General features: G+C 41.8%; 18 protein-coding genes. 9 read left to right on the top strand and 9 right to left on the bottom strand.

The window, feature by feature from the left end; all coding sequences use genetic code 11:
- Positions 1-82 precede the first annotated feature (82 nt).
- From M1D52_RS16770 to nagA, 9 genes are all read left to right on the top strand, one after another.
- Complete coding sequence (locus M1D52_RS16770) at positions 83-2,464, top strand: mechanosensitive ion channel family protein (protein ID WP_013666106.1); 2,382 nt, start codon at positions 83-85, stop codon at positions 2,462-2,464.
- A gap of 124 nt (positions 2,465-2,588) precedes the next feature.
- Complete coding sequence (locus M1D52_RS16765; RefSeq protein WP_013666107.1) at positions 2,589-3,647, top strand: LacI family DNA-binding transcriptional regulator; 1,059 nt, start codon at positions 2,589-2,591, stop codon at positions 3,645-3,647.
- 180 nt (positions 3,648-3,827) lie between these two features.
- Positions 3,828-4,838, top strand: coding sequence for a Gfo/Idh/MocA family protein (locus tag M1D52_RS16760; RefSeq protein WP_437393080.1), 1,011 nt, complete (start codon positions 3,828-3,830; stop codon positions 4,836-4,838).
- Positions 4,839-4,848: 10 nt separating this feature from the next.
- Entirely contained in the window at positions 4,849-6,000 is a 1,152-nt protein-coding gene (locus tag M1D52_RS16755; protein ID WP_437393078.1) for a prolyl oligopeptidase family serine peptidase, read from the top strand.
- A gap of 50 nt (positions 6,001-6,050) precedes the next feature.
- Positions 6,051-9,164, top strand: a complete 3,114-nt coding sequence (locus M1D52_RS16750) for a SusC/RagA family TonB-linked outer membrane protein (RefSeq protein ID WP_437393077.1) — start codon at positions 6,051-6,053, stop codon at positions 9,162-9,164.
- 35 nt (positions 9,165-9,199) lie between these two features.
- The gene (locus M1D52_RS16745) at positions 9,200-10,714 is read left to right on the top strand and encodes a RagB/SusD family nutrient uptake outer membrane protein (RefSeq protein ID WP_437393075.1); all 1,515 of its coding nucleotides are present in this window, start codon (positions 9,200-9,202) and stop codon (positions 10,712-10,714) included.
- A 26-nt stretch (positions 10,715-10,740) separates the two neighbouring features.
- Positions 10,741-12,099 (top strand): Gfo/Idh/MocA family protein, encoded by a 1,359-nt coding sequence (locus M1D52_RS16740; protein ID WP_013666112.1) that lies wholly within the window; start codon positions 10,741-10,743, stop codon positions 12,097-12,099.
- Positions 12,100-12,155: 56 nt separating this feature from the next.
- A complete protein-coding gene (locus tag M1D52_RS16735; protein ID WP_013666113.1) occupies positions 12,156-13,463 on the top strand; it encodes a sugar MFS transporter in 1,308 nt (435 codons plus the stop codon).
- A gap of 31 nt (positions 13,464-13,494) precedes the next feature.
- Positions 13,495-14,685 (top strand): N-acetylglucosamine-6-phosphate deacetylase, encoded by a 1,191-nt coding sequence (gene nagA, locus M1D52_RS16730; protein ID WP_437393073.1) that lies wholly within the window; start codon positions 13,495-13,497, stop codon positions 14,683-14,685.
- Between the two features lie 25 nt (positions 14,686-14,710).
- On the opposite strand, the gene M1D52_RS16725 is transcribed toward nagA, so the two are convergent.
- Genes M1D52_RS16725 through M1D52_RS16685 form a run of 9 tightly spaced genes read right to left on the bottom strand, consistent with a single transcriptional unit; the run spans position 14,711 to position 26,320 of the window.
- A complete protein-coding gene (locus tag M1D52_RS16725) occupies positions 14,711-16,414 on the bottom strand; it encodes a GMC oxidoreductase (protein WP_377609652.1) in 1,704 nt (567 codons plus the stop codon).
- Between the two features lie 13 nt (positions 16,415-16,427).
- Positions 16,428-17,930, bottom strand: a complete 1,503-nt coding sequence (locus M1D52_RS16720) for a PQQ-dependent sugar dehydrogenase (protein ID WP_377609650.1) — start codon at positions 17,928-17,930, stop codon at positions 16,428-16,430.
- A gap of 16 nt (positions 17,931-17,946) precedes the next feature.
- The gene (locus tag M1D52_RS16715) at positions 17,947-18,720 is read right to left on the bottom strand and encodes an SGNH/GDSL hydrolase family protein (RefSeq protein ID WP_013666118.1); all 774 of its coding nucleotides are present in this window, start codon (positions 18,718-18,720) and stop codon (positions 17,947-17,949) included.
- Positions 18,721-18,746: 26 nt separating this feature from the next.
- Positions 18,747-20,126 carry a Gfo/Idh/MocA family protein gene (locus M1D52_RS16710; RefSeq protein ID WP_013666119.1) on the bottom strand — a complete coding sequence of 460 codons (1,380 nt, stop codon included), beginning with the start codon at positions 20,124-20,126 and terminating at the stop codon, positions 18,747-18,749.
- Between the two features lie 52 nt (positions 20,127-20,178).
- On the bottom strand, positions 20,179-21,468 hold the full coding sequence (locus tag M1D52_RS16705) for an enolase C-terminal domain-like protein (protein WP_437393071.1): 1,290 nt from the start codon (positions 21,466-21,468) through the stop codon (positions 20,179-20,181).
- A complete protein-coding gene (locus tag M1D52_RS16700) occupies positions 21,455-22,612 on the bottom strand; it encodes a dihydrodipicolinate synthase family protein (RefSeq protein ID WP_457941573.1) in 1,158 nt (385 codons plus the stop codon). Before M1D52_RS16700 ends, M1D52_RS16705 begins: the two co-directional genes overlap by 14 nt.
- Positions 22,554-23,576, bottom strand: coding sequence for an NAD-dependent epimerase/dehydratase family protein (locus M1D52_RS16695; protein WP_437393068.1), 1,023 nt, complete (start codon positions 23,574-23,576; stop codon positions 22,554-22,556). Before M1D52_RS16695 ends, M1D52_RS16700 begins: the two co-directional genes overlap by 59 nt.
- Position 23,577: 1 nt before the next feature.
- Positions 23,578-24,831, bottom strand: coding sequence for an Nramp family divalent metal transporter (locus M1D52_RS16690; protein ID WP_013666123.1), 1,254 nt, complete (start codon positions 24,829-24,831; stop codon positions 23,578-23,580).
- Between the two features lie 16 nt (positions 24,832-24,847).
- Positions 24,848-26,320, bottom strand: a complete 1,473-nt coding sequence (locus M1D52_RS16685) for a RagB/SusD family nutrient uptake outer membrane protein (protein WP_437393066.1) — start codon at positions 26,318-26,320, stop codon at positions 24,848-24,850.
- Position 26,321 lies beyond the last annotated feature (1 nt).

Raw genomic sequence — 26,321 nt, 5'->3', positions numbered from 1 at the left:
TTGGCGGGCAGTATGATATGCTTGATTGTATTTATTTAAGTTCTATCTTTATCTTGAGTAAATATGATTGTCTATTTCCCATATGAACAAAGCTAATCAATTAGCTATTAATGGTTTCCATGAGGCCTTTAAAGCTTGTTTTTTTATACTATTTATCTTCTTAGCGGTTACGGTAAGTGCGCAGAGCAGTTTGAGAACCGAGCGTTCCAGAAACGACTCGTCGTTGTTAGCAGATACTAATATGCTTTCTACCGGCGATTATTTGGAGGGCTTGGAACGTGTGTATGAAACCTTAAACAAGGTGCCTACCGTAACCGCTTCTTTTGGTCGTATTCCGGAAATAAAAAGTAAGCTGGCTGCGGATGACTCCACCATCAGTTTATTGAAACAACGTTTGTCTTTAAATGTTAGAACATTCAATCTGCAAAATTTGCAGATGTTCAGAACGCTATTGGATGAGATGACCGATAATGCAAACGGATACAATGACATTATCCTTTCGTATGATAAAGATTTAGATGGCATTAAAAAAGAAATAGCGGCGCTTAGAAAAGATACAGTCATTCGACAGATTTTTAGAACGAAGGCGCTTCGCGATTCTTTTAGCGTTCAAATAAAGGCGCTAAGATTAAAAAGGGTCGGAACTGATAGCATCATTCGAGCGGCCACAAACACGCTAAACGGCCTGCGCGCGCATGTAGCCACCAACGAACTGGCAATCCAAGAGCTCTTATACCAAACCAATGTGCAACTAAAGTCAATTGGTCCAAAGGCCTTTCTCAAAGAGAAACGTTATTTGTGGGAAAAGCGATCGAGTACAACGGATGCGAAGTATCCGGAGTTTAATCAAATGTTTGATAGTGAAAAGAAAATAAATACGTATTATTTCAAAAACACAAGAAGTAACCGGGTGCTCCTACTCTTTACGGGTTTATTATTCTTTGTATGGGTGTTTTATAACTTCAAAAGCGTTAAAAATCATGGGAAAATGGATATTTTGGAAGATCTTAATTTAAGGTTATTAACCCCAATTCCTATATTGTCTGCCTTTACCTTGATATTTGCCCTTGCACCTGTTTTTGATTTACAGGCACCGGCCTTGTATTTAGAATTTACCCAATTTTTATTACTGATTATACTTACAACAGTATTTTTAAAAAGATTACCTCGAGAGACTTTGCTATCATGGGGCATATTTGTCATCTTGTTCATTGCGCTGTCTTTAGTGAGGTTATTGGGTGTTTCTTCTCAGGCACAACGATGGATGATTTTATTGATCAACTTAATGTCTACTGCCTTTGGTGTGATAGCGTTGCGTAAATTAAAGCCTATTGCGGGGAATTATCGCATATTGGTTATAGCCGGAACATTGTATATGCTATTTAATGGCTTAGCTATTATAGCCAATATGTTCGGAAGAACCACCCTTATGCAGATTTTTTATACAACCGGTGTATATGCGCTATTACATACGGTTGCCCTCATTGTAGTCGTACGTCTAATTACCGAAGCCTTTCTTTTGCAAATTAAAGCAAGTAGGATGCGTAAACGTTACGCCGATCACTTCGAATGGGAGGGGATTGCCAAAGAGTTTTCAACCATTATATCTTACCTTGCGGTTTTCATTTGGTTTGTATTGCTGACAGCTCACTTAGATATTCTGGAATTCTTTAGCGAAGTTATTGGTTCGTTTTTAAGCACACCACGCAAAATAGGGAGCTTCTCTTTTACCTTTGGCGGTGTTTTACTATTTCTTGGAATTATTTGGACGGCTAACTTTTTGCAGAAATATGTTGCCTACTTTTTTGGCGAAACAGGGGATGATACCATCGAAAATGCCAACGCAGAACACTCCAGGTTGCTGATTACCAGATTGGTATTGCTTATTGCCGGTTTTTTATTAGCAGTTGCAGCATCGGGTTTGCCAGTCGATAAAATCACCGTAGTGTTAGGTGCTTTAGGTGTGGGTATCGGCTTAGGCTTACAGAGCATAGTAAGCAATTTTGTTTCCGGGATTATTTTGATTTTTGATCGTACGATCCGCATTGGCGACGTTGTTGAATTAGGAAATCGAAAAGGAAAGGTAAAAGAAATAGGTATTCGTTCAAGCACTTTGTTAAGCGATGATGGCGCCGAAATTATCATACCAAACGGTGATATACTTTCTAATAATATCATCAACTGGACCCTAAGTAATAATAATATTCGCGTTAGCCTAACGGTAACTATTGCCAAACCATTTAATAAAGAGGAAATTGTAGAGATGATCAAAACCATCATTCTGGATAATGAACACGTGTTTAAGCGGAAAGCACCGAGCGTTATTATTAATCCGTTGAATGGAAAATGGTCAACAGTCAAAATATTCTTTTGGTGTAATCTCAATAATACAGACGCTCCCAAGAGTACGATCAGTGAGGCTATCTATCAGCAACTGGCAGAGAAGGAGATTGAAACACTTTAAATAAAAGTTAGTATGGGATAGGTTGCTTTTAGACGATACAACGTAAGTGGCGCCGGCATTTCTTTATTAAATACAGCCAGATAATTTGTTTTAATTTTAATAAAAAGATACTTTCGTTGATACTATGAGCAAATCGTTAGAAAATAAAGAATTTGGTGTCAAGCAGATTGCACGTTTGGCTAATGTTTCAATCGCTACTGTTGATCGTGTTTTGCACAATCGCAAGGGTGTATCGGAAGCAACCAAGAAGCGGATAAACGATATCATTAAAGAGTTCGATTATAAGCCAAATATTATTGCAAGTCGATTAGCATCAAAGAAAGTTTCAAAATATGCCGTGTTAATTCCTAGTTCTACAGAAACGGATTTCTGGGAGGCCCCGCTATCCGGTATTGATAGAGCCGCCAAAGCATTGAAACAATACGGCATTGTGGTATTGAAATTTTTTTTTGACCTTAATGATAAACAATCGTTCCTAAAGCAGGTCGATTTAATTCTCGAGGAAGCTGTCGACGGGCTATTAGTGGCACCATCATTTGTCGAAGAAGCAATACAATTAACCACACGCTGCAATGAACGCAAAATTCCCTATGTTTTTATCAATTCGGATGTACCCGGGCAGAACAGTGTCTGTTATATCGGGCCGCATCTCTTTTGTAGTGGCTATCAGGCAGCGCAATTGATGGATTTTGCCGTCAAAACGGGCAAAGTATTATTGATAAACGTATCAAAGGAACTCGATCAATACCACCACCTCCTTCGGAAAGAGGAGGGATTCCGCGCTTATTTTGAAAAAAATAACAAAAAGCTTCAAATCTTAAAGCTGGATATTAAACAAACAGATTCTTCTTCCATAGAAGATGCTTTAGATAAAGTTTTTAGCGAGCAGAAGGGGATAGAAGGCGTTTTTGTAACAAACTCCAGAGTCTCTGCTGTTGCCCATTATTTCGAACGGAAGAGCATTGTTAAGGTGCTCATCGGATATGATTTCTTAAAAGAAAATATTAAATACCTCGAATTAGGTATCATTCAATTTTTAATCTGTCAGAAGCCTGAGGAACAAGGTTATAGAGGTATTATGACACTCCATCGCTATACAGATCTGCACGAACGGCGAATTGAAGATCAATTTATGCCCATTGATATTGTAACCAAAGAGAATTATCGCTTCTACCATAATTAATAACCTTGAAATTTTTAAAAACAATTTGCATTTGAAATATCTTTTCGTAAATTGCGGTAACGTAACCGTTATTATAAACTTTAGCTGAGTGTATTTACTGGGAATAGAATAGAAGTTATAAGACAGCTTATTTTATCATTAAAAGTATTCGTGTACGTACACGTTGTATAAAAATAAATTATGAATAGTATTCCAAGAAGAGACTTCATCAAAAAGGCAACTATTTCGAGCTTGTCAATCAGCCTGCTCAATCTTCCGCTGACTGGCAAAGCAAGTTTCAAAAATGTGAATGGAAAACGGGTAGGAATCATTGGTTTAGATACATCGCATAGTATTGCCTTTGCCAAAGCCTTAAATGCGGCTACACCAGATGCAGCATTAAAGGGCTATCGAATTATTGCTGCCTATCCTTATGGTAGTAGAGATATTGAAAGTAGCACCAAAAGAATAGCCGGTTATACGCAAGAGATCAGCACATTAGGAATAGAAATTGTAGATTCTATTGCTGATTTATTGACGAAGGTTGACCACGTATTATTGGAAACTAATGATGGTCGCCTGCATCTCGAGCAAGCTATTCCCGTCATCGATGCCGGAAAAACTCTTTTTATTGATAAACCCATGGCCGCTTCCTATCGTGATGCAAAGAAAATATTCGAATACGCGAGGAAAAAGCGAATTCCGGTATTTTCCGCTTCTTCTTTGCGTTATGCCGAGCATATTAAAGAAATAACGGAAGTGAAGTCGATTGGCGATGTCACGGGCGCAGATACCTATAGCCCTGCTACCTTGGAAGCCACACATCCTGACCTGTTTTGGTATGGCATACATGGCGTGGAAACGCTTTATGCCGTGATGGGAAGGGGATGTAAATCAGTTACCAGAACTTCTACACCGGACACTGACATCGTGGTAGGTACTTGGAGCGATGGACGTTTGGGAACTTTCAGAGGGATCCGAAAGGGAAAACGTGATTTTGGGGGGACTGCTTTTGGCACAACCGGAATCCAGTTAATTGGCCCATACAAAGGTTATCAACCCTTATTGGAAGAAATCGTGCAGTTCTTTGAAACAAAACGGCCCCCTGTTCAAGAAGAAGAGACACTGGAAATATTGGCCTTTATGGAAGCTGCTGATCTAAGTAAAAGCAGGGCAGGGGCCGCCGTCTTTCTGCATGAGATTATGCAATAAAATGAAGGCAATGGTAAAACGTGACTATAAGAGATGGATACTGGTGGGACTATATCTAGGCTTCGCATTTTCGTTAAATGCGCAGGAAACAACATTGTTTAATAGCCAAAAAGAAAAGATATGGAAAAAAATTGCTCCCTATTTTAGCCCACCACAAGAGTTTAAGGATAAACAAGATTCACTTCGACCACTCAACATCTTTTACAATGGCGATAGTGTATCCACCGTGCAAGACTTCTCAAAGCGCCAACTGGAAATAAAAAAGCGCTGGGATAGTCTGATGGGAAATTGGCCGGCCTTACTCAAGAAGCAACAACTGTCAATTATCGATACCAATGAAAAAGAAAGCTACTTTGAGTGTGAAGTGAAATTTTACTGGACGCCAACGGAGGAAACAACCGGCTATTTATTGGTGCCAAAAACCAAGGGAAAGAAGCCGGCAGTTATCACCGTATTTTATGAACCGGAAACGGCTATAGGTAAAGGAAAACCAAATCGTGATTTCGCTCTGCAGTTAACAAAAAGAGGCTTTATAACGTTATCTATTGGAACTTCAGCCACTTCAGAAAGAAAAGAATTTTCCCTGTTTTATCCGAATATAAAGCATGCGCAGGTACAACCTTTATCCATGTTGGCTTACGCAGCCGCTAATGCCTATTATGCATTGGCAAACTTTCCGGAGGTTTCATCCGATAAGATAGGTATTATGGGACATTCCTTTGGTGGTAAATGGGCCATGTTCGCTTCTTGCTTGTTCGATCGTTTTGCTTGCGCCGTATGGTCAGATCCGGGAATTTTATTTCAGCATGATCGTGAATCGATCAATTATTGGGAGCCGTGGTACCTGGGTTATCATCCAAAACCATGGCGAAAACGCGGCTTGATAAGTAAGGAAAATTCGGCTTTTGGATTATATCCCTGGCTTATTAAGAATGGATATAATCTGCATGAGTTGCATGCACTTATGGTACCGAGACCTTTCTTAGTACTAGGAGGTGCCGAGGATCCGCCGGACCGATGGCACACATTAAATCGGATCATAGCACTAAACCACAGGTTTGGCTATGATAATCGTGTCGCTATGCACAATAGGCCTACACATGAGCCGAATAACGAGGCAAATGAAATTGCTTACTTGTTCTTTGAATATTTCTTGAAATAAATAAAATCTTATATGTAAACCACAAACTCACAAACTTAACCTTAAAACTTATGAGAAGAAAAAATTACGCTCTCTTTCTTAGCGTGGTATGGATGTTACTTCTTGGAGAAGAAGTAATGGCACGTACTCAGCAAACCAACAGGTTGAATAGGCAAGATTTTATTGATGTAGTCGGTAACGTAACCGCTTCCGATGGATCTCCGCTACCCGGGGTCAGTGTCAAGGTTAAAGGTGGGGTGGCAGGTACTTCAACCGATTTAGACGGCAAATTCCAACTCAGGCGTTTGACAGGGAAGGAGACACTCCTATTTACTTTTGTAGGATATAAGCCACAAGAAGTTAGTTTGCTGGGACGGCGATCTTTACAAGTTCGTTTGGAAGAGGACTTTACCAGCTTAGAGGAGATCGTAGTGATTGGTTATGGTACGCAATCGCGGAAAGAACTTACCGGTTCCGTATCTTCTGTTAAGGCTACTGAATTGCAGAAAGTGGCATCTGCTTCTTTTACAGGCGCTATCCAAGGCAAAGTCCCCGGGGTTACGATTAGTCAAACAACGGGTGCCCCGGGTGGTGCAACTTCCGTCCGCATTCGTGGTGTTGGTACGACTGGTGGGAATGAACCTTTATACGTAATTGATGGATTCCCAGTTGGCGGTGGCGGTATGACCGTCGGTGGAAGTACCGATCGAGTTGATGGAATGTCAATCGTAAATCCAAACGATATCGAATCGATTGAGATTTTAAAAGACGCGGCGGCTGCTTCTATATATGGCGCTAGAGCGGCAAATGGAGTAATATTAATTACGACCAAAAGAGGAAAGGAAGGGGTAACGACAGCTGAACTAAATGCATATGGTGGTTTGCAGCAACTGTGGAAGAAGCCACGGTTTTTAAATGCGGAAGAATTTGCCACCTTGGCTAACGAATTATATAGTAACTCGAATATGACCCCTAATCCCGAATGGGCTAATCCTGCTTCGTTCGGTAAGGGAACCGATTGGATTGAAGAGGTGTTCCGCACTGCTCCTTTACAGAACTACGATGTGAATGTAAGTGGTGGATCTCAAAAAGTGCAGGCGGCTCTTTCTTTAGGCTATCGGGATCAACAAGGGACTTTAATCGAAACATGGAATGAGCGATATACGGGTAGAGCCAATGTGGATGTCAATGTGAGCAATAAACTAAAATTTGGAGGAACCTTGGCTTTTGCTTATACCCATAGTAAAGGGCAGCGCAATGAAGATTTTCGGCTGGGTATCTTTAACCTTGCACAACAATTTTACCCCACACTGGGTTTAAGAGACGTCGTTAACGGTTCTTCAGCCTATTATTCTACCCAAGGTGACAACCCCATTCTCCGCGCAGAGTCGATGGAAAACTTTCTGAAAAATATGCGGATGTATGGAAATGCCTATGGAGAATATGAAATCGTCAATGGCCTGAAATGGCGGACGAGCATTGGCATTGACGCCAATAATAATAGAAGCACCACTTGGGAACCTAAAGTTGAAAGAGGTCATTATCGCAACTTACAAGCTATTTTGGGAGAAACGTATACGCAGGGATTGAATTGGTTGATAGAAAATACCTTGTCATTTAATAAGGCCTTTAATGAGCATAATATTTCAGCGGTTATTGGTCAAACGGCACAAAAAAACACGAACGACTGGATCGGTGTAACGGCTAGAGATTTCCAGAACGAGAATCTTCAGATTATCAATGGTAGTGCCGAATTAGAACGCAGAGCCAATGGCACGGGATCCGTATATTCCTTGGCCTCTTACCTGGGCCGCATTAATTATACTTACCGAAATAAATATCTCTTCTCGGCAAGTATTCGCCGGGATGGCTCTTCTAATTTTGGTCCGAATCATAAATGGGGAAACTTTCCTTCTTTCTCGGCAGGATGGAATATTTCGGAAGAAACGTTCTTTAAGCAGATCAAAGCGATCAACTCATTGAAATTAAGGGCCAGTTGGGGACAGTTAGGAAACGACGCTATTGGCGCCTTTAGCTATGCGAGTACAATCGGATTGGGAAGAGTGGGCGATAATTATGTGCTAGGTCCGGATCAAGGCTTAGCGATTGGCGCAAGTATGATCCGCCCGGGAAATCAAAACCTAAAATGGGAAACGAGTGAGCAGATTAATATCGGACTTGATGCCTCCTTTTTAAATGATCACGCGTATCTGACCGCAGAGTATTATATTAAAGATACGAAGGATATGCTGGTAAGTTTACCGGTGTCGATGGAGGCAGGTTTTGAGAGCGCACCATCCGTAAATGGTGGAAAGGTTAGGAATAAGGGATTGGAATTACTACTGGGATATAATGGTAACAGCGGCGAATTTAAATACGATGTGAGCTTCAATTTGGCAACACTGAAAAATGAAGTATTATCATTGGGGACGGGTCGTCCTATCACTGGACCAACAGTCGGTTTTACGAGTATGAGCTCATCATACACCGAAGTTGGCGAGCCTATCGGATATTTTAGAGGATATATAGTAGATGGAATCTATCAACAGGATGAGGAAGTGAATAAAGCACTGCAGCCGAATGCACAGGCAGGCGATTTTAGATTTAGAGATGTAAATGGGGATGGTGTATTGTCTGATGCGGATCGTGTCAAGCTTGGAAGTCCTTGGCCGTCGTTAACATATGGTGCAAATATGGATTTTTCTTATAAAGGATTCGATTTGAATATTTTGTTACAGGGAGTTGCAGGGAATGAGATTTTTCATGTAAACAAATTTTCGACCTACCCGATTAAATACTTTGGAGGGAGTGGTGTCATTAATGCATCGGCGGAGGTTCTAAATCGATGGACACCCGAGAATGGCGGTAATACGGTTCCAAGATTGACTTATACCGATGCCAACGGAAATTATGCCAATGTTTCTTCTTTTTACATTGAAAAAGGAGATTTTCTTCGCCTACGCAATGTGACCTTGGGTTACAGCTTGCCTAGCGGTTTATTCGCCGATGAGGGTTTGATCAAACGGATTCGCGTTTATGTGAGCGCTCAAAACCTACTAACCTTTACACAATATTCCGGCTTCGACCCGGAAATCGGTAGTACGAGTCCATTGGCTTCGGGTGTTGACGACGGGGTATATCCTATACCAAGAACGTATATGTTAGGACTAAGAGTCGGACTTTAATGAATGACATGGAGTTACATACTAAAAATAAAAAAATGAAAACAACCTATATACTCGGTTTTTTAACCTTTTTCATTTTGATGTCTTGTGGCGATAAATTTCTATCCCTATCACCAAAAGATACATTAACAGAGGAAAACTTTTACCTTAACGAATCGGATGCACAGGCCGGTTTAAATGGCGCATATGGTATGTTACAGCGAGAGGAAACCTTTAGCAATGTAAGAGATGCAGCGGATGTTGAATGGGCAATTGCAGGTGATATGTACGAGATGGATGGAAGTGCTAACCGAATCGAACTACACACCTTGGCTTTTCCCGCAACCAATACAATTCTAAGAGATATGTATATGGGCGCTTACCTTGGTGTAAGTAGAGCAAATATAGTAATTAATAAGGTTAGCGCTATGGAAAATATCGCTGAAGAGTCCAAACAACTTATCTTGGGGCAAGCAAAGTTTTTACGAGCTTTATTTTATTATCGGCTGGTTACTTATTGGGGAGGTGTACCGCTAATTACTGAAATCCTAGATGCTTCTTCTAATTTGGAAGTATCTCGTGCAAGTGCCGAAGAGGTTTGGGCATTAATTGAATCGGATCTTTTGGCGGCAAAGACCGCTTTGCCGAAGACCTGGACAGGTAATAATGTTGGAAAAGCAACAACAGGATCGGCCCTGGCTTTGCTTATTAAAGCCGCTTTGTGGCAAGAAAAGTATGAAGATGCGGTTGGCTATGGGGAAGAGCTGATACAGTTAGGTGTTCACGGCTTGGTACCCAAGTTTAGAGATGTATTCAGCGAGGAAAACGAAAATAATGAAGAGATCCTATTTTCTACGCAGTTCAGACCTTCGCAAGATAGTGAAGGGAACAATTTAGTGAAGAGAACAGCACCCCGCGGTGCGCCTTCTGAATTTACCGGAGGAGCTGCCTGGAGCAATTTTGTACCACAGCAACACTGGGTAAATACATTTGAAAAGGATGATCAAGGCAAGATAAAAGATAAACGGTATTGGGACGTAATTATCGGTCCGGGAGAACCTCATCAAAATATGCCTGCTTTTGTGATGCCAAATGAAGTGCCGACAGGTTGGTCGAAAACGGGATATATTGTAACGAAGTATTGGGAAAAACCTACTATCAACAATTCGGGGATTAACGCACCGATCATGCGTTTTTCGGAAGCTTTATTGAATTATGCCGAGGCTCTCAACGAAATTGGAAGAACGTCGGATGCCATAGTACAAATTAATAAAGTCCGCGAACGAGCGGGGTTGGACCAACTTTCGGCTGGTCTAGGAAAGGAAGAAACCCTAGATGCAATCTTTAAAGAAAGACGGGTGGAATTTATATGGGAACCGACGGGTGGATTTTCAGATCTCAATCGAAGAGGTCGTTTCATCGACTTTATAAGGAAGGAAAGACCGAATATTAACGACTTAAATGTTGATCAGAAACCTTGGTTACATACCCGACCCATTGTATTCCCGATTCCCAGAGAAGCATGGGATCGCAATAAAGCATTAGAACAAAACCCAAATTATACATTTTGAGTTAATCAATAACGGAGAGCGAAATTATGATGAATCAATTCAACAAATCCCGCCGATCTTTCCTGAAGTCGGCCGCAATCGGAACCTCGGCTATTACCTTTGGCGGCATCTTGCCCGGCTTTTCTGCGAAGAGTTATGCGAATATCGTAGGTGCAAATGAGAAGGTCCATGTCGCGATGATGGGGGTAAATGCAAGAGGGCTGGCATTAGCAAACAATTTTTCTAGTCAACCAAATTGTGAAGTAGTTTACATCTGCGATGTTGATCGAAGGGCAGCGGCTAAGTGTATCAGTCAAGTAGCTAAAAACCAATCCCGAGAGCCGAAAAGCCAAGAAGATTTCCGAAAGGTTTTAGATCGGAAAGAGGTAGATGCGATGGTCATTGCAACACCCGATCATTGGCATGCGCCCGCTGCTATTTTAGCTTCTAAAGCAGGAAAACATGTGTATTTGGAAAAGCCATGTAGCCATAATCCGTACGAGGGTGAATTATTGGTGAAAGTAGCAGAAAAGTATAAAAATGTGGTTCAGATGGGAAATCAACGCCGATCGTGGCCAAATGTAGCTGCGGGAATTGCAGACTTACATAACGGCATTATCGGAAAACCTTATTTTGCAAAAACTTGGTATACCAATAATCGACCCTCGATTGGTATCGGTAAGAAAGTTGCCGTACCCGAATGGCTGAATTTTGATCTTTGGCAGGGCCCGGCACCTCGGAAAGAATATAAGGACAATATATTGCACTATAATTGGCATTGGTTTTGGCACTGGGGTACCGGAGAAGCACTAAATAATGGTACGCATATGGTTGATTTGGCGCGTTGGGGACTGAAAGTTGATTATCCAACCAAAGTGACTTCCGCTGGAGGAAGATATCGTTATCAAGACGATTGGGAAACGCCTGACACGCAAGTGATAGCCTTGGAGTTTGGCGAACAAGGTACCATTACATGGGAGGGAAGGAGCTGTAATGGACGCACCATAGAAGGAGCAAGCGTGGGTGTCATTTTTTATGGTGAAAATGGTGCTTTACAAATCAATGGTGATAATGGTTATGCCGTTTATGATCTTCAGAATAAGTTAGTAAAGGAAGTAAAAAACAGCAAGGAAATCGATACGAGAAATCTTACAAATCCTTCGCAGGCTCTCGATGCACTGCACATTCAGAATTTTTTTGATGCAATAAAGAAGGGAACGGATTTAAATGCAGATATAGTAAGTGGACACAAAAGTACCCTGCTGGTGCAACTGGGAAATATCGCGCAACGTGCTGGTGGCCTGTTAAAAACGGACCCTACCAATGGGCATATTTTAGCGAATGAAGAAGCGCTTCAATTCTGGAAACGAAGCTATGAAGCAGGCTGGGAGCCTACGCTGGATTAAATATTTAAGGACCGGCAGATATATTGCCTATTGCAGAAAGATTATAAAGACAAACAATGAAAACAGTAACTGTAAGTACGTTGACCAAGAAAGATACCACGATTTCCATTCTGATTATTGGTTTAATGTTTTTTATATTTGGTTTCGTTTCCTGGGTAAATGCGATCCTTATTCCTTATTTTAAGATTGCCTGCGAGCTTACGCATTTTCAATCATATTTAGTAGCCTTCGCGTTTTACATCGCCTATTTTGTCATGTCGGTACCCGCTTCCTATTTATTGAAAGCCCTGGGTTTCAAAAAAGGCATGATGGTCGGCTTTTTTGCGATGGCTTTGGGAGCGCTGATATTTGTGCCTGCAGCCCTCAGTAGAACCTATGGCATCTTCTTGTTAGGCCTATTTACGATCGGTATCGGCCTGGCCATTTTGCAAACGGCAGCGAATCCTTACATCACGATCTTGGGGCCAAAAGAACGGGCCGCTCAACGCATCAGTATCATGGGGATTTGTAACAAAGGCGCCGGAATATTAGCGCCGATTTTATTTGCTGCCGTTATTTTGAAACCAACAGATCAGGCCTTATTTGAACAGTTAACACATATGGGAGTTGCCGAACGAGCGCAAGAGCTGGATGAGCTGATACGAAGGGTTATTGCCCCGTACACGGTCCTTGGAATAACGCTTGTTTTAATAGGTTTGGGCGTGCGGTACTCGCCACTTCCTGAAATCAATACGGAAGAAGAGGATGAGCAGGTAGCAGCGGCGAATAGTGATAAACATAGCATTTTTCAATTTCCGCATCTAATTTTGGGCGCTGTGGCTATATTTATCCATGTCGGCACGCAGGTAATTGCAATAGATACGATCATTAATTATGCAGGCTCTATGGATATTCCCTTGTTGGAGGCGAAAGTTTTCCCATCTTATACCTTATTTGTCACCATCTGTGGTTATTGCTTAGGCATCATCTGTATTCCCCGGTGGATCAGCCAGGTGAATGCATTACGCATTTGCACCCTTCTTGGAGCTGCCTTAACACTCTTAATAATTTTTGCTCGAGGAAATGTGTCTATATTAGGCCATCATACCGACATATCGATATGGTTTGTCGTGCTATTAGGCTTCGGCAATTCCTTGATATGGGCCGGGATATGGCCATTGGCACTCGATGGATTAGGGCGATTCACTAAATTAGGCGGTTCTTTATTGATTATGGGCCTCTGTGGTAACGCTATTTTGCCCTTAGCTTACGGTTATTTTGCCGATGCTTTTAATCTTCGAATGGCTTATTGGGTCTTATTTCCTTGTTATTTATATCTTATTTATTACGCAGCATATGGCCATAAAATTAGAAAGTGGTTTTAACTTAAAGGCCGGTGTATCGGCATAATTTTATATGACAGAAAAAACAATAAAAATTTATAATGCAAAATTGATTAGCCCGCAACGAGTGATAGACCAAGCGATTGTGCTTATTAAAAATGGGAAAATTGCGGATATATTGGAGGAAGATATAGAAATACTGAATGCGATTCAAATAGATGCAAAAGGCAAATATCTTTCGCCAGGGTTTATCGACTTGCATATTCATGGTGGTGGTGGGGCAGATTTTATGGACGGTGAAGTAGAAGCCTTTCTCAAAGTAGCAGAAACGCACGTGAAATTTGGTACGACGGCGATGGTTGCGACAAGCTTGACAAGTGATAAGGCAAATCTCCTGAATACATTGAAGGTTTATGAAGAAGCACATCTCAAAAATAAACGTGGTGCGGCATTTTTAGGTTTACATATTGAAGGCCCTTATTTTTCGATGAATCAGCGAGGAGCCCAAGATCCGCGGTACATTCGAGATCCTGATCCCGATGAGTATCGCGAAATTGTGCAATCATCTAATGCGATCGTCCGCTGGAGTGCCGCACCTGAAAGAAAAGGAGCCATCGAATTCGGCCGTTATCTTCGGCAACATAATATTATTCCATCGGTAGCCCATACAGATGCGATTTATGAAGAGGTAGTGGAAGCCTTTGAAAATGGATACACCTTGGCGACCCATCTATACTCTGCAATGTCAAGTGTGACACGGAAGAATGCCTTTCGCTATGCAGGTGTAATAGAAGCTGCCTTTCTGATTGATGAAATGGATGTCGAGATCATCGCCGACGGTGTACATCTTCCCGCACCTTTGTTGAAATTAGTTTACAAGATTAAGGGTCCCGACAGGATTGCTTTGATCACGGATGCAATGCGTGGAGCTGCTATGCCTCCCGGCCCTAGTATTTTAGGTAGTAAAGAAAATGGTTTAGCGGTTATTGTTGAAGATGATGTGGCTAAGTTGCCGGATAGAAGTTCATTCGCAGGTAGCGTCGCAACTGCTGATCGCTTACTCCGAACCATGGTGAACGTAGCGGAGGTGCCTTTAGTGGAAGCGGTAAAAATGCTCAGCTATACACCTGCACGCATTATGAATGTGTTGGATCGAAAGGGATCGATCAGCGTAGGGAAAGATGCAGACCTGGTAATTTTTGATGCCGATTTTAATATTCATTGTACCCTTGTTAACGGCGTGGTTCTTTATGAAAGAACCTAATCTATCTTGTTTAGCAAAAAGGCGATCAAAGATTGCCTTTTTGCCATTCTTCAACAGCATAATTAGCGGCACGTGCGGTAAGCGCCATATAAGTCAATGATGGATTTTGATTGCCTGTGGAAGTCATACAGGCACCGTCCGTAACGAATACGTTTTTGCAATGATGTAATTGATTCCATTTATTTAACAAGGATGTGTCCGGGTCGCTCCCCATGCGTACACCTCCCATTTCATGCACTTCAAGTCCCGGATTGCGATTACCAACCTCTTTTTGGTCTGCTGTCTTTATATTTTTACAGCCAGCTTTTTCTAACATAGCAGCACCCTCTCGCAGAAAGTCGCGCATCAACTTTTCATCATTTTCTGTATAATCAATGGAAGTGATTAACAATGGTACACCCCACTGATCTTTCGTTGTTGTACTTAATCGAATATGATTGTCGTAAATCGGCACCGTTTCTCCCTGCATCATCATAGATATCGTCCATTGGCCAGCTTCGGTGAGGCTATCTTTTAAGTGCTGACCAATCCCATTTGCCGACTTATTCCAACTTGATCGACTGGCATTGAAGGCAATCATATAGCCTCTTAAAAAATCAGTTTCCTGTTGGTAAACGTTTCTAAAAGAGGGCATAAAAACCTGTGTTGGCCTTCTACCATAATAATAACGGTCTTCAAAGCCCTCCATCGTCGCCGTTATTCTTCCTCGGTAGTTATGGAAGGCGATATACCTACCCATGAGACTATTAAGATTTCCTAAACCTTTCGGGAATTTACTTGATTTGGAATTCAATAAAATAAGATTGCTGTTCAAGGTAGATCCATTCACAAATATTATATGGGCATTATAGATCGTTTCCTTCTTCGTAATCGTATCAACGGTTCTTACGCCGGTAGCTCTTCCCAGCTTTTCGTCGTAAATAATGGAATGGACAACGGTATTTGGCTGGATGGTCAAATTTCCCGTTTTCTCAGCCCAGGGAAGGGTAGAGGCATTGGAGCTGAAATAGGCACCGAATGGACACCCCCTTTGACAAAGTGATCGGGCCATACAGGTTGCTCTTCCCTGTCGTAGATGGATGTCTTCCGGTTTTGTAATATGGGCACATCGTCCTATAATTACGGGTCGATCCGGAAATTCTTGTTTAATTTTATCCTTAATATGCAGTTCCACTGCATTCATTTCGAAAGGCGGAAGGACCTCGCTGTCAGGCAAGTTCTCCAAGCCGTCTCTATTGCCCGAAACGCCAATAAATTTTTCGACATAACTGTACCAAGGCGCAAGGTCAGCGTACCGAATAGGCCAATCCGTTGCAAAACCATCCCGTTTGGGCGCCTCAAATTCGTAATCGCTCCAGCGCTGCGTTTGCCTTGCCCATAACAAAGATTTACCGCCCACCTGATAACCTCTAATCCAATCAAATGGCTTTTCTTGAATGTAAGGGTGGAGGTAGTCACGAATGTAAAAATGTTCGGTCGACTCATCAAAAGCATAATGTTTGCTGATAATCGGATTATCTTCAACCATTTGTCGCGTTTTGTTATTATGGTGCTTAAATTGCCACGGATCCAGCATAGCCGTTGGATAATCCTTTACGTGTTTAACCATCCGCCCCCTTTCTATTACCAATGTCTTTAGTCCTTTTTCACAAAGTTCCTTGGCTGCCCAGCCTCCGCTTATACCGGAGCCTATTACGATGGCATCGAATGTGTATTCTCCTGTATCCATACGTGTATCCATGTTAACGGTTCACTCTCTCCTTTTTAATATCATCTTTGCTTATTTGCCTTCCTTTAGACGCAAACTTCTTTCGTACATAACTTAATACAATCGCTAAATCCTTGTCATTAAGAAAGGAAAAGCTCGGCATTTCATTTTTTCCGTGTAATATCAAGCGAATGAATTCGGCTGTTTCTCCTTCAACTATTTTGTTATGCAGAAGCGAAGGGTAGGTCCCCGTAAGACCACGACCATTGGGTTTATGGCATGATGCGCAGTAATTCGTATAGAGTATTTCTCCCTCACTTCGCATCTCTTTAGTATTACTTGCGATTTTTGCTTTTAATACAAGGTTGGCAGTTGATATGCTTTTGTCTACTTTCTTGATTTGTAAAATGCGATCATCATTTTCTTCGGCAAATCCATTGGGATTCCAATCACGATTACTGGTGGCCATATACACTGTTCCGTCAGGGGACGCGTATACGGCGCGGATGCGACCGAAGGTGCGTTCAAAAAAATGATAAACCGTATCGGCCTTCGTCCCTTCTTTGTTTAACGGAAGCGCATATAGGCTATTACCCTTTAGGGTTGCCAATAGCAATGTATTTTTCCATTCGGGAATTTCAGCTGATGCGTAATAAGCTAAACCTGCGGGTGCGATGGTCGGTGTCCAAGCATGTAAGGGCGGTGCTAATATAGAATCCTGGGCAAATAATCGTTCTTCTTGGCTGTCGACGTATCCGGCTATTTTAGGCCAGCCATAGTTGCCACCCCTTTGGATGATATTGACCTCATCGTCTGTGGCATCACCATGGTCGGAATTATATAAGATCCCCTTGGGACTAAAAACAAGTCCCTGTGGGTTTCGTAAACCCCAAGCCCATACTGCGTTGTTTGGAAAGGGATTATCTGAAGGAATGCTTCCATCTATATTAAAGCGCAGTATCTTCCCATTTGGAGAGGCTAAATTTTGCGCATTCTCATTTTGTGCGCCGTCGCCCGTGGCTATGATCAATTTACCGTCCGGAGCTATAGCTACTCGGGCCCCAAAATGGCCTTTCCATGCCGGATATTCCAATATCGTTAAGGGGTGAACCAATGTATCTGCTTCATAGGTGTAGCGAACCACCCTTGAAACATGAACTTGATCACTTTTACGCGCAGAATAGGCAATAAAAACATAAGGAGTTTCGGACATATTTGGATGTGTTACCATTCCCAATAATCCAGCGGTCCGTTCACGGTAAAGGTTAGGTAGCGTAAGAAGTGTTTTGATATGACCTGATTTAGCATCTATCTTGTTCACTTTTCCTGATTGCTCTGTAAACCAAATTTCATCGTCGGGTCCGCTGGTAATTTCCCACGGTACATCTAAGTGACTCGCTACAATATTTACACGCACATAGGTTGAATCCAGCAGGAAAATAGGTGCTTCTTCCTCTTGTTTATCTGTATGCTTACAGGTAAAAAAAAGAAATATACCGTAAATAATGAGTAGCCACGCAATGCATTTTTTTTTCATCTTATCTGTTCATAATTTAAATTTCGATAGCTTTTTGCCAGGAATGCGCAATTAACCAGGCACCTGCTGCCGTCGGATGAACACCATCCCATGACCAATGATTATCAGGAGCAATCTTACGCGCCTCATTAAATATCGCTTGATAGGGTATAAAAGCAGCCTTAAATTGTTGTGCTAATTCTTTGACAATTGATTGGTAGCTGGCAAACTCAGGATGCAGTGCCTCATACGGACTTCCTTTGAAGCCAGGCTGATACCATGGCTCGCCGATAATTAACTTGACTTGCGGTAAGCGGGCTTTAGTTGCTTTCAAAAGTTGCTCATAGGATTGGCGGAAGTCGCGAGTGGTTCCTTGGTAGCCCTTGGTTTTTGTATGCCAGAAATCATTAACACCAACCAATATGCTTAATACGTTTGGTTTTAATTTTAGGCAGTCTTCTTCCCACCTTTCAGCTAACTGATACACCTTATTGCCACTTATACCGCGGTTGTAAAAGACCATTGGTTTATCAGGATGATCAAATTGAAGTTGAGAAGTAACCAAGAATGCATATCCCGAACCGAGTGCCAGGGGATTATTCATCGAATGATCATTTCTTTTTCTTCCGGCATCGGTAATCGAATCTCCCTGAAAAAGTATGATATCATCTCTTTGAAGCTGAATGCTGGAGGAATTATCGATTAATTGGTTAGCTTTGCATAAGGCATCGGCTATCGGCAGTGTCGTAAGTAAACTAAGTGATGCTTTCTTTAGGAATGAACGTCGGGAAGCTGTAATTTCTTTTTTCATGATCGCGATGGTTGATGAGTATAAACTTAAAGATGATAGGGTTTCCTATAAGCGTAGTGCAGGTGTTTATTCGCTTCTTCGTGATTCGTGAAGACTTCCTTTTGCGGATCCCAGGTTAATTGTTGCTTCTTTTCCAATGCGATATTAGCCAAATGTGCAAATACCGTAGAGTAGTGCCCTTCCTGTAGTGGACAACAAGGCTCCTTTCTTGTTTGTACACTATGTAGAAAATCGCTTACCATGTTTTCGGTAATATCTAATGAATACCCTTTCGGAAGATTTGCTTGTGTTAAGTCAAATGACTCATCTTCTAGGTAATGATCCCATTTCTGAAATTGTCCTTCGGTAGTATGGTAAATTCGATAACCCCGATCACTAACGTACATCGTTCCATTCGTACCTCTGAATTCCAGTTCGCCATAAGGAAAAGGTTTGCCACTTGATCCTTCGTAAATACCTAAGACAGCTAATGTGCCTTTTGATAACTCAAAGCAGATTTGCATGGTATCCGGAATGGTACGGTCGTCATCAACAACAAAATTACCTCCCATGGCTGAGACGGCGATGGGGGCGGTTTCCCCTAACATCCAACGCATCAAGTCTGCATAATGCACACCCCAATTGGCCATTTGACTCGAATAGTCGCTCCACCACCTAAATTTATAGGGTGCAATATTATATTGGTAAGGCCGATAGGCCCGGGGACCAAGCCATAAATCCCAGTCAAAATCGGATGGTGGGATTTCCGGTTTTTGCTTCCCGATGCCTCGGGGGAATAAATTATTAAAGGTGTAGGAACGTGTTAAGGTAATTTTTCCCAAGCGACCCGATTGCACAATCTCAGCCGCTTTTTGATGTACGATAGAGGCTCTCCGATGCAGACCAACACTGACAATACGATCGCTCTGTCTTTGGGCCTCCAGCATTTTCTGTCCTTCATAAACCGTCATACCTAAGGGCTTTTCAATATAAACATCTTTTCCTGCTTTGATCGCGTCGATGGTTTGCAGGGCATGCCAATGATCCGGTGTAGCAATACATACAGCATCCACATTTTTGTCTGCCAATAGATCCTTATAATTTTTATAGCGTTTCACCTGCGTAGGGAATTGTTCGCCCATTTGCGGTATTCTTGCCCCATTCTCTTCTTTAAATCGCTGATTAACTCGACTATCATCTCGGGTTAAGTAGGGTTCATAAATATCGCACAGGGCTACAACTTCACAATTTGCTTGCTTCATAAAGCTACGCAGTAATTGTGTCCCTCTATTTCCAACGCCAATAAAGCCCATTTTTACTTTTTTGGTATTAGCCAGCGAGGGGATTGATAGATTCATCAACCCGGCTACGGTTGCTAAGGTAGCTGTGTCTTTTAGGAAAGATCTTCTGGATGTTTGCTTTTCCATATGTCAAGTTGTTATTTGAACGTTTAGTGAGATGTATACATAAAGCGTGCGTTTAAAGCAGAGAACTATAATGTTCAGCGCTTTCAAAAATACCACCACTTGTTGCATAGAAATCTTCATTTAAATAAAACACGCCCTGCTTGATTTTCGTCCAGTTCGCGTTATTCTTAGGATGATAAGTGCACATCTTTTCCCAATTAATATAATTCACATCACCATTGGTCTCGATCAGCCCCATGCCGATATCAGGGAAAGGAAGCACCCTACACGCTAGATTTTTATGCCAGTCTACCAGAATAGGATTAACCGTTAAATCAGAACAAGCACAGGGGATTCCTTTTTCCCAAGCAGCTTTTGCAATTTTTATCGACATGCTAAGCGTTTTTGCAATTCCTTTTAGTATAATAGCCCGATATCCTTTCTGTATAGCAACAATTGCCCCCTGTTCATCATGAACGCTTTCGTCAGCACCAATCCGTATGGGCACATCGGAAATGTCTTCTTCATTTGATTCCATAAGCGGTTCTTCGTACAATAATATTTGCTTGGCAGCGCCAATAGATTCAGCATGTTGCAAATACTTTAAAAACGTTTCTTTTTTTTCATATCGTCCATTGGCATCCATGGTATAAAGTACTTTACCGTCCTTGGTATGGGGAGTTCGATAAGCTTGAAGTGCCTGATGAATTTGTGTTAACCGTTCTTGATCATGTTGTAACATCGTTTGTTGATCGCCTGGATAACCGGTTTTGATTTTGAAAACAAAATAACCCGATTGGGCGGCTTCTTTAATCTGTTCCAAGGGCATACCATAAGGAATTTGGAACATGACTGCCAGCCGATCACTTTTACTGGATAGTGCCGACTGATACGGTGCCGGAATAAGCGCATCGAAAGTTTCTAGACCATGTTCGGCAGCAAATAATAGCCAAGCTGCATGGTCAATGCCCACATAAGAGTTTAGTATAAAATTAATATGCAGATCGGCTTTGTTCGTGATGGATTTTCCACTTGAAATCAAATCAGGGAATATTTTCTCCTGTAAAGAAATGGGATGTGTAAAAGGCGTTTCCTTAATCAGATTTAAAGTGCTATTAGTCAATGCATACATCAAAGCATTACCTTTTGTTTCGCCATACTTAACAAATAAATCGGCGTCTCCATATAAAATACTTTGATTAGACAGGCCGATACTTTCTAAACTGGAAGAAGCTCTTAGTTTGGTGACAATTTGCCATAATTCGGTGAGGTAGGCCCCCTTAAAGCCAAAGGGACGAATCAGCTTCTCAATTTCAAAAGCACTATCGGTTTCAATAATTTGTATCGTTCTATCTTTTTCCATTTGACAAATCTTTAATTAAGAAATCTTGGAGAAATGTGTGATCCACTAAATCCGGATAGGCATTAAAAATGCGATCAATTTCTTCCATTTGTCCGGCTGAAAGGTCTTCTTCAGGATCCAAGCACCAACGACCGGGTAAAAGGCCCTGTCTTCGTAGTACTTCGTGTATTCCCGGGATACAACCTTTAAATTGATGGGCTGAATCGAATATTACCGCATTCATGTCTGTTACTTGCACACCTTTGGTAAGTAATGCCTGAACACCGGTAAAGTTGGTTCGTTTACACGTTTTTATTTCTTCCAGTAGAGCCACCGCTTTGCTTGTAAAAACGGCCCAGTGTCCCAGCAATCCGCCAACAAATTCTTTGGTAACTAGCTTGCCATTGATGGGAAAAGCGTAGGTGGTTAATAAATCGGCGACAATATTATCGTCGTTACCCGTGTATAACGCAATGTCATCTTTACGGCTTGAATGACATAGCGCGCGCACGACATCCAGGGTCTGATAACGATTGAATGGGGCAACCTTAATGGCCTCGAGGTGCTTTATTTCAGCAAATTTTGCCCAAAAATCATAGCTAAATATGCGGCCACCCACGCTTGGTTGCAAATAAAAGCCGATAATAGGAATTATTTCCGCCACCTCTTTTGCATGCAACAGGATTTGATCTTCACTCCATTCGTTTAGTCCGCCAAGACTCAATAAGCCTAAATCGTAACCATATTGATTGGCTAACTGCGCTTCTTTAATGGCCTGTTCGGTGCGGCCACAGATCCCGGCAATTTTTAAAAAAGGATAAGGGGGACGATTACGCTCAATTTCGTCCGCAGCAATAGCTAGCACTTTTTCATATAAATTGACATGGGGTGATCGTATTGCAAATTGCGTGCTATGGACGGCTATGGCTATTCCACCTGCGCCGGATGCTATATAATAGCGCGTCAATTGACGTTGATAGAATTCATTTAGAGTCCTATCGGCGTTCAGCGCTAGTGGATGCGCAGGAATAACGGTACCCGTTTGTAAAAGCGATTTCTTCTCAGCTGATAAATATTGAAAGCTCATGTGATAATGTTGTTTGGTCTTAAAATCGGCCTTGTCTTTCTTGAAAATGCGTCGGCTTTTCGATGGTTTTTCCGCCATGACTTAACCAATTAGCGGTGATCTCGATCATTTGCCTTAAGGTTACTTTCGGATAACCGAATAACTGATGGGCCGCTGATGCATTGCTAAGAAGGGCAGTCGGCTGAGTTTCGTTAATAAAACGGGGAGTTTTGTTTAATAAATTACCGAATTGGTTCGCTAACCATTGAATAGAAACAGTTTCCGGCCCCGTGACGTTTAAAATTTTAGCGGGTACGGTACAGTGGAGCAAAGATCTCAACGCAATCTCATTGGCATCTCCTTGCCAGATGACATTTACATTTCCCATACGAAGATCAATAGGTTTGTCTTCCATCACTGCTTTGGCAATTTCCAGTAGAACACCGTATCGTAAATCAATAGCATAATTGAGGCGATAAATCAAGGTGGGAATTTGATATTTCTCAGCAAAGAATTGGAAGATCCGCTCCCGTCCGAGGCACGATTGTCCATATTCCCCAATAGGTTCGGGACTTTGCTCTTCTGAGCATCCTCCTGCAGTTACCAACGATAAGGGGTAGACATTTCCGGTAGAGAATATAACCATTCGCGAATTTTTGAAGCGCTCGGCTATTCTACCTGGTAAATAGGTGTTCATGATCCAGGTAAACGGTTCTTTGCCTGTCGTTCCGAATTTCTGTCCTACGAGGTAAATAATATGCTCAACGTCCGGAAGTGACTGTAAGTGATCTTCGTTTAAGAGGTCCACCGTAATGGTTTCGACGCCGCTTGCTTGAAGCAAATCCCTGCTTTCCCCATCTGAAAATCGGGATACTGCAATCACTCGTCGGTCTTTACCGGCAAGTTTGGAGGCTACATGCGCCGCTTTTGCCATACTTGGTCCCATTTTTCCACCAGCACCCAAGATCATAATGTCACCATCTATTTGAGACATATCTGCGATTAAGGAAGCTGAAGGCTCGTATAGCTTTTGTTCTAATAATTCTAAATTCTGCATCATCATTTTATTTTAAGAATAATTCATTGGCATTGCTGATAGCTAGCATAATTAAGACAATCAAACCTATAGAGGCGAAAAAATTGGTAGGTTTTGTATTGACAAGCGTCCCCATAATGTGGGTATCATTCGATATAACAAACATAGCGATGCCAATGAAGGGCACGAGGAATATGGTTACACTTTGAGCAAATACAATAAGCTCCAAAGGAAGCTTCCCAAAAACAATGGCAATGGCACTTCCAAAAAGCATAACCAAGGCGATAAAAAAACGTACTGCTTTGGCATCCAACTGATAATCAAAGCCAAATGCGTCTGCTATCAGAGTGCCACCAAGCGTCGCGTTTCCAATTAAGGAGGAGAAGGAAGCGCCAAAAAGTCCCATCAAAAATAAGCTGGATGCGTATCTTCCAAATAACGGCTCAAGTGCCCGCGCCATGTCCGAAGCATTATTCACGGGTAATTTTTCCGCATGCAAAACGGCCGCTGCACAGATCATGACCATAGCGCTCATTAGTCCTAGCATAATAATGCCTGTCATACTTCCATTTCGATGGCCGTCCGTAGCCAATGTGTTTTTTTTACGTTCCTGCACTAAATAAGATTGGTAAAATGCACCAACAATAGAGAAGCACGAAGCAAAAAATGCGATAACGAGACCGATTGATCCCGCGGGGAGGGAAGGAACGAATCCCGTAATAATGTCCTCAACAGAAGGCTTAACAAAGAACAAAGTGACGATAAACGAAAAGAGCATTAACGCAATCAATAGAATCATCAACCTTTCCAATATTTTATAAAAACCGCGAAAAAATAACAGCACGATTCCAATGATGTTAAAAAGTATAATCCACATAGGAATAGAACTATTATTGATTTCAGCAATGGAAATCCCTACGCCTATGGCATTTCCGGCTTGGAAGGACGTCGCTACTAAAAATAGCCCTAAACCGATAATTATAGCGGAAATTTTACCCCATTTTTTACGGATCACACCCAATAGCGATTCCTGTGCAGCGATGCCGATCCGCGCACCCATATGAGTGAAGATCGCCATAAAAAAAATGGCTAAAACCACAATCCATAATAAAGAGAAACCATAGTCTGCACCTAGTTTAGAGGTAATTGTCATTTTGCTCGGACCGAATACAAGCGCTGCTGTAATAACTCCGGGACCTAAAGAGGCAAACCAATGCTTGAAATATTGGGTACGTGGCTTGTGGTAAGATGTAGAATTGGAGATTATTTCTTGATTTGGCATTTTATTATGTTTATAATTAATATCCTTCGTTTTGTGCCAAAATACCTGCTGCCGATTGATCAATCTGACGTTGAGGAATGGGAAAACGCTTCATATAGGCTTGTGGCTTAAGTGTAACTTTTACGGGTGTTTGGTTTGCGTGATTAAATAATCGCTCTTCTTGTTTCATAACTTCTTCAAATTTTCCAGATCGAACCAGGTCAAACCATCGCTCATTTTCGTACGCAAATTCGAGCTGCCGTTCCAGAAATAACACATGGAAAAAGTCTTGCTCATTTGTAATTGATGCAGTTGTGTAGTTGTGATCGCTATTTCCAAAGGCCCGTTCTCGTATTTTATTAAGTGCATTCAATGCTTCTTGTTGTTGCCCGAGATGATATAGCACTTCGGCCTGCAGGAGTAGAATATCGGCATAACGCAAAATCGGTAAATCGAGTCCTGATTGCCCTTGGGTATGTGGCACGGCGTATTTATTGACATAAGGATACCAAATAGGAGGTACATTAGGTGTGTTTGGCGGAATCCACCATTCCGTAATGGTTGGGCTTTTGCGCCTATCGCCCTCCACATAATTCTTGTGTAGGCTCCAGGAAGGCAATGCAATTTCATTTCCGCGCGAGGCAATACCAATAACGCCTGAATTCGGCAGAAATGCCGTGGATAAATTATGGCCATTCGAGCCGTCAATGTAGTTCAATGAAAATAGTACTTCCGTATTGTTTTCTGATGCAATTTTCCATAAGGAGCTAAAATCACTTACCAAGCTAAAAGAAGAGCCTGCTTCGTTAAAGAAACGATCCAATTGCGCTTTAGCAAGATCCCAATTTTGTTGGTAAACATGAACCTTTATCAGTAAAGCGATGGCCGCCGCTTTATTTGCTCTTCCATTCTCAATAGCGTTTTTCAGGGGAAGTATTTCAATCGCTCGTTCAAGGTCTTCTATAATCAAGGCGAAAATTTCGTCTTCGGCACTTCTACCGATACTAGCTGCTTCTTCAACAGACAGTATGCCGGTAACTTTGGGCACGTCGCCAAATAGCCTCACCAGATCAAAATAAAATAGCGCACGCATAAATTTGGCTTCTCCTTCAAATTGTTCTTTTTCACCTGAAGCATAGTCCGTCGGTTTATCCAAGTTAGTTAGTACTGCATTTGTACGGAAAATACCGTTATAGGTTGTTTCCCAAAAAGCAGCGATTAAAGGATTCGTAGCATTCACAGATAACATATCCATTTCGGGAGTCCCTTCGATTAAGGTATTCGCCGATAGGTATAAGTTATCAGTTGGTACTTCTAAAATTTGATAATCGGTTGGTTTTCTTGTTTGTAATCTATTATAGATACCTAATACAGCTAGATCAATATCATTGGCGGTATTGTAATAGTTTTTTTCAGTTAACACCGATTCAGGAACAGGGTTTAGTAGACTGTCGTGGCATCCGCTTAGCAAAAATGCAAGAGAACATAGCGTATAGAAAATCTTCTTCATG

Source organism: Olivibacter sp. SA151 (genome assembly GCF_054130995.1).
The sequence above is the reverse complement of the archived record's forward strand: the minus strand, read 5'-3'. Positions and strand labels throughout refer to the sequence as shown.

Excerpts from the sequence above, each read along its gene's own strand:
- M1D52_RS16770 (WP_013666106.1), top strand. The coding sequence starts at position 83 with ATGAACAAAGCTAATCAATTAGCTATTAATGGTTTCCATGAGGCCTTT.
- M1D52_RS16765 (WP_013666107.1), top strand. The coding sequence starts at position 2,589 with ATGAGCAAATCGTTAGAAAATAAAGAATTTGGTGTCAAGCAGATTGCA.
- M1D52_RS16760 (WP_437393080.1), top strand. The coding sequence starts at position 3,828 with ATGAATAGTATTCCAAGAAGAGACTTCATCAAAAAGGCAACTATTTCG.
- M1D52_RS16755 (WP_437393078.1), top strand. The coding sequence starts at position 4,849 with ATGGTAAAACGTGACTATAAGAGATGGATACTGGTGGGACTATATCTA.
- M1D52_RS16750 (WP_437393077.1), top strand. The coding sequence starts at position 6,051 with ATGAGAAGAAAAAATTACGCTCTCTTTCTTAGCGTGGTATGGATGTTA.
- M1D52_RS16745 (WP_437393075.1), top strand. The coding sequence starts at position 9,200 with ATGAAAACAACCTATATACTCGGTTTTTTAACCTTTTTCATTTTGATG.
- M1D52_RS16740 (WP_013666112.1), top strand. The coding sequence starts at position 10,741 with ATGATGAATCAATTCAACAAATCCCGCCGATCTTTCCTGAAGTCGGCC.
- M1D52_RS16735 (WP_013666113.1), top strand. The coding sequence starts at position 12,156 with ATGAAAACAGTAACTGTAAGTACGTTGACCAAGAAAGATACCACGATT.
- nagA (WP_437393073.1), top strand. The coding sequence starts at position 13,495 with ATGACAGAAAAAACAATAAAAATTTATAATGCAAAATTGATTAGCCCG.
- M1D52_RS16725 (WP_377609652.1), bottom strand. The coding sequence starts at position 16,414 with ATGGATACAGGAGAATACACATTCGATGCCATCGTAATAGGCTCCGGT.
- M1D52_RS16720 (WP_377609650.1), bottom strand. The coding sequence starts at position 17,930 with ATGAAAAAAAAATGCATTGCGTGGCTACTCATTATTTACGGTATATTT.
- M1D52_RS16715 (WP_013666118.1), bottom strand. The coding sequence starts at position 18,720 with ATGAAAAAAGAAATTACAGCTTCCCGACGTTCATTCCTAAAGAAAGCA.
- M1D52_RS16710 (WP_013666119.1), bottom strand. The coding sequence starts at position 20,126 with ATGGAAAAGCAAACATCCAGAAGATCTTTCCTAAAAGACACAGCTACC.
- M1D52_RS16705 (WP_437393071.1), bottom strand. The coding sequence starts at position 21,468 with ATGGAAAAAGATAGAACGATACAAATTATTGAAACCGATAGTGCTTTT.
- M1D52_RS16700 (WP_457941573.1), bottom strand. The coding sequence starts at position 22,612 with ATGGCGGAAAAACCATCGAAAAGCCGACGCATTTTCAAGAAAGACAAG.
- M1D52_RS16695 (WP_437393068.1), bottom strand. The coding sequence starts at position 23,576 with ATGATGATGCAGAATTTAGAATTATTAGAACAAAAGCTATACGAGCCT.
- M1D52_RS16690 (WP_013666123.1), bottom strand. The coding sequence starts at position 24,831 with ATGCCAAATCAAGAAATAATCTCCAATTCTACATCTTACCACAAGCCA.
- M1D52_RS16685 (WP_437393066.1), bottom strand. The coding sequence starts at position 26,320 with ATGAAGAAGATTTTCTATACGCTATGTTCTCTTGCATTTTTGCTAAGC.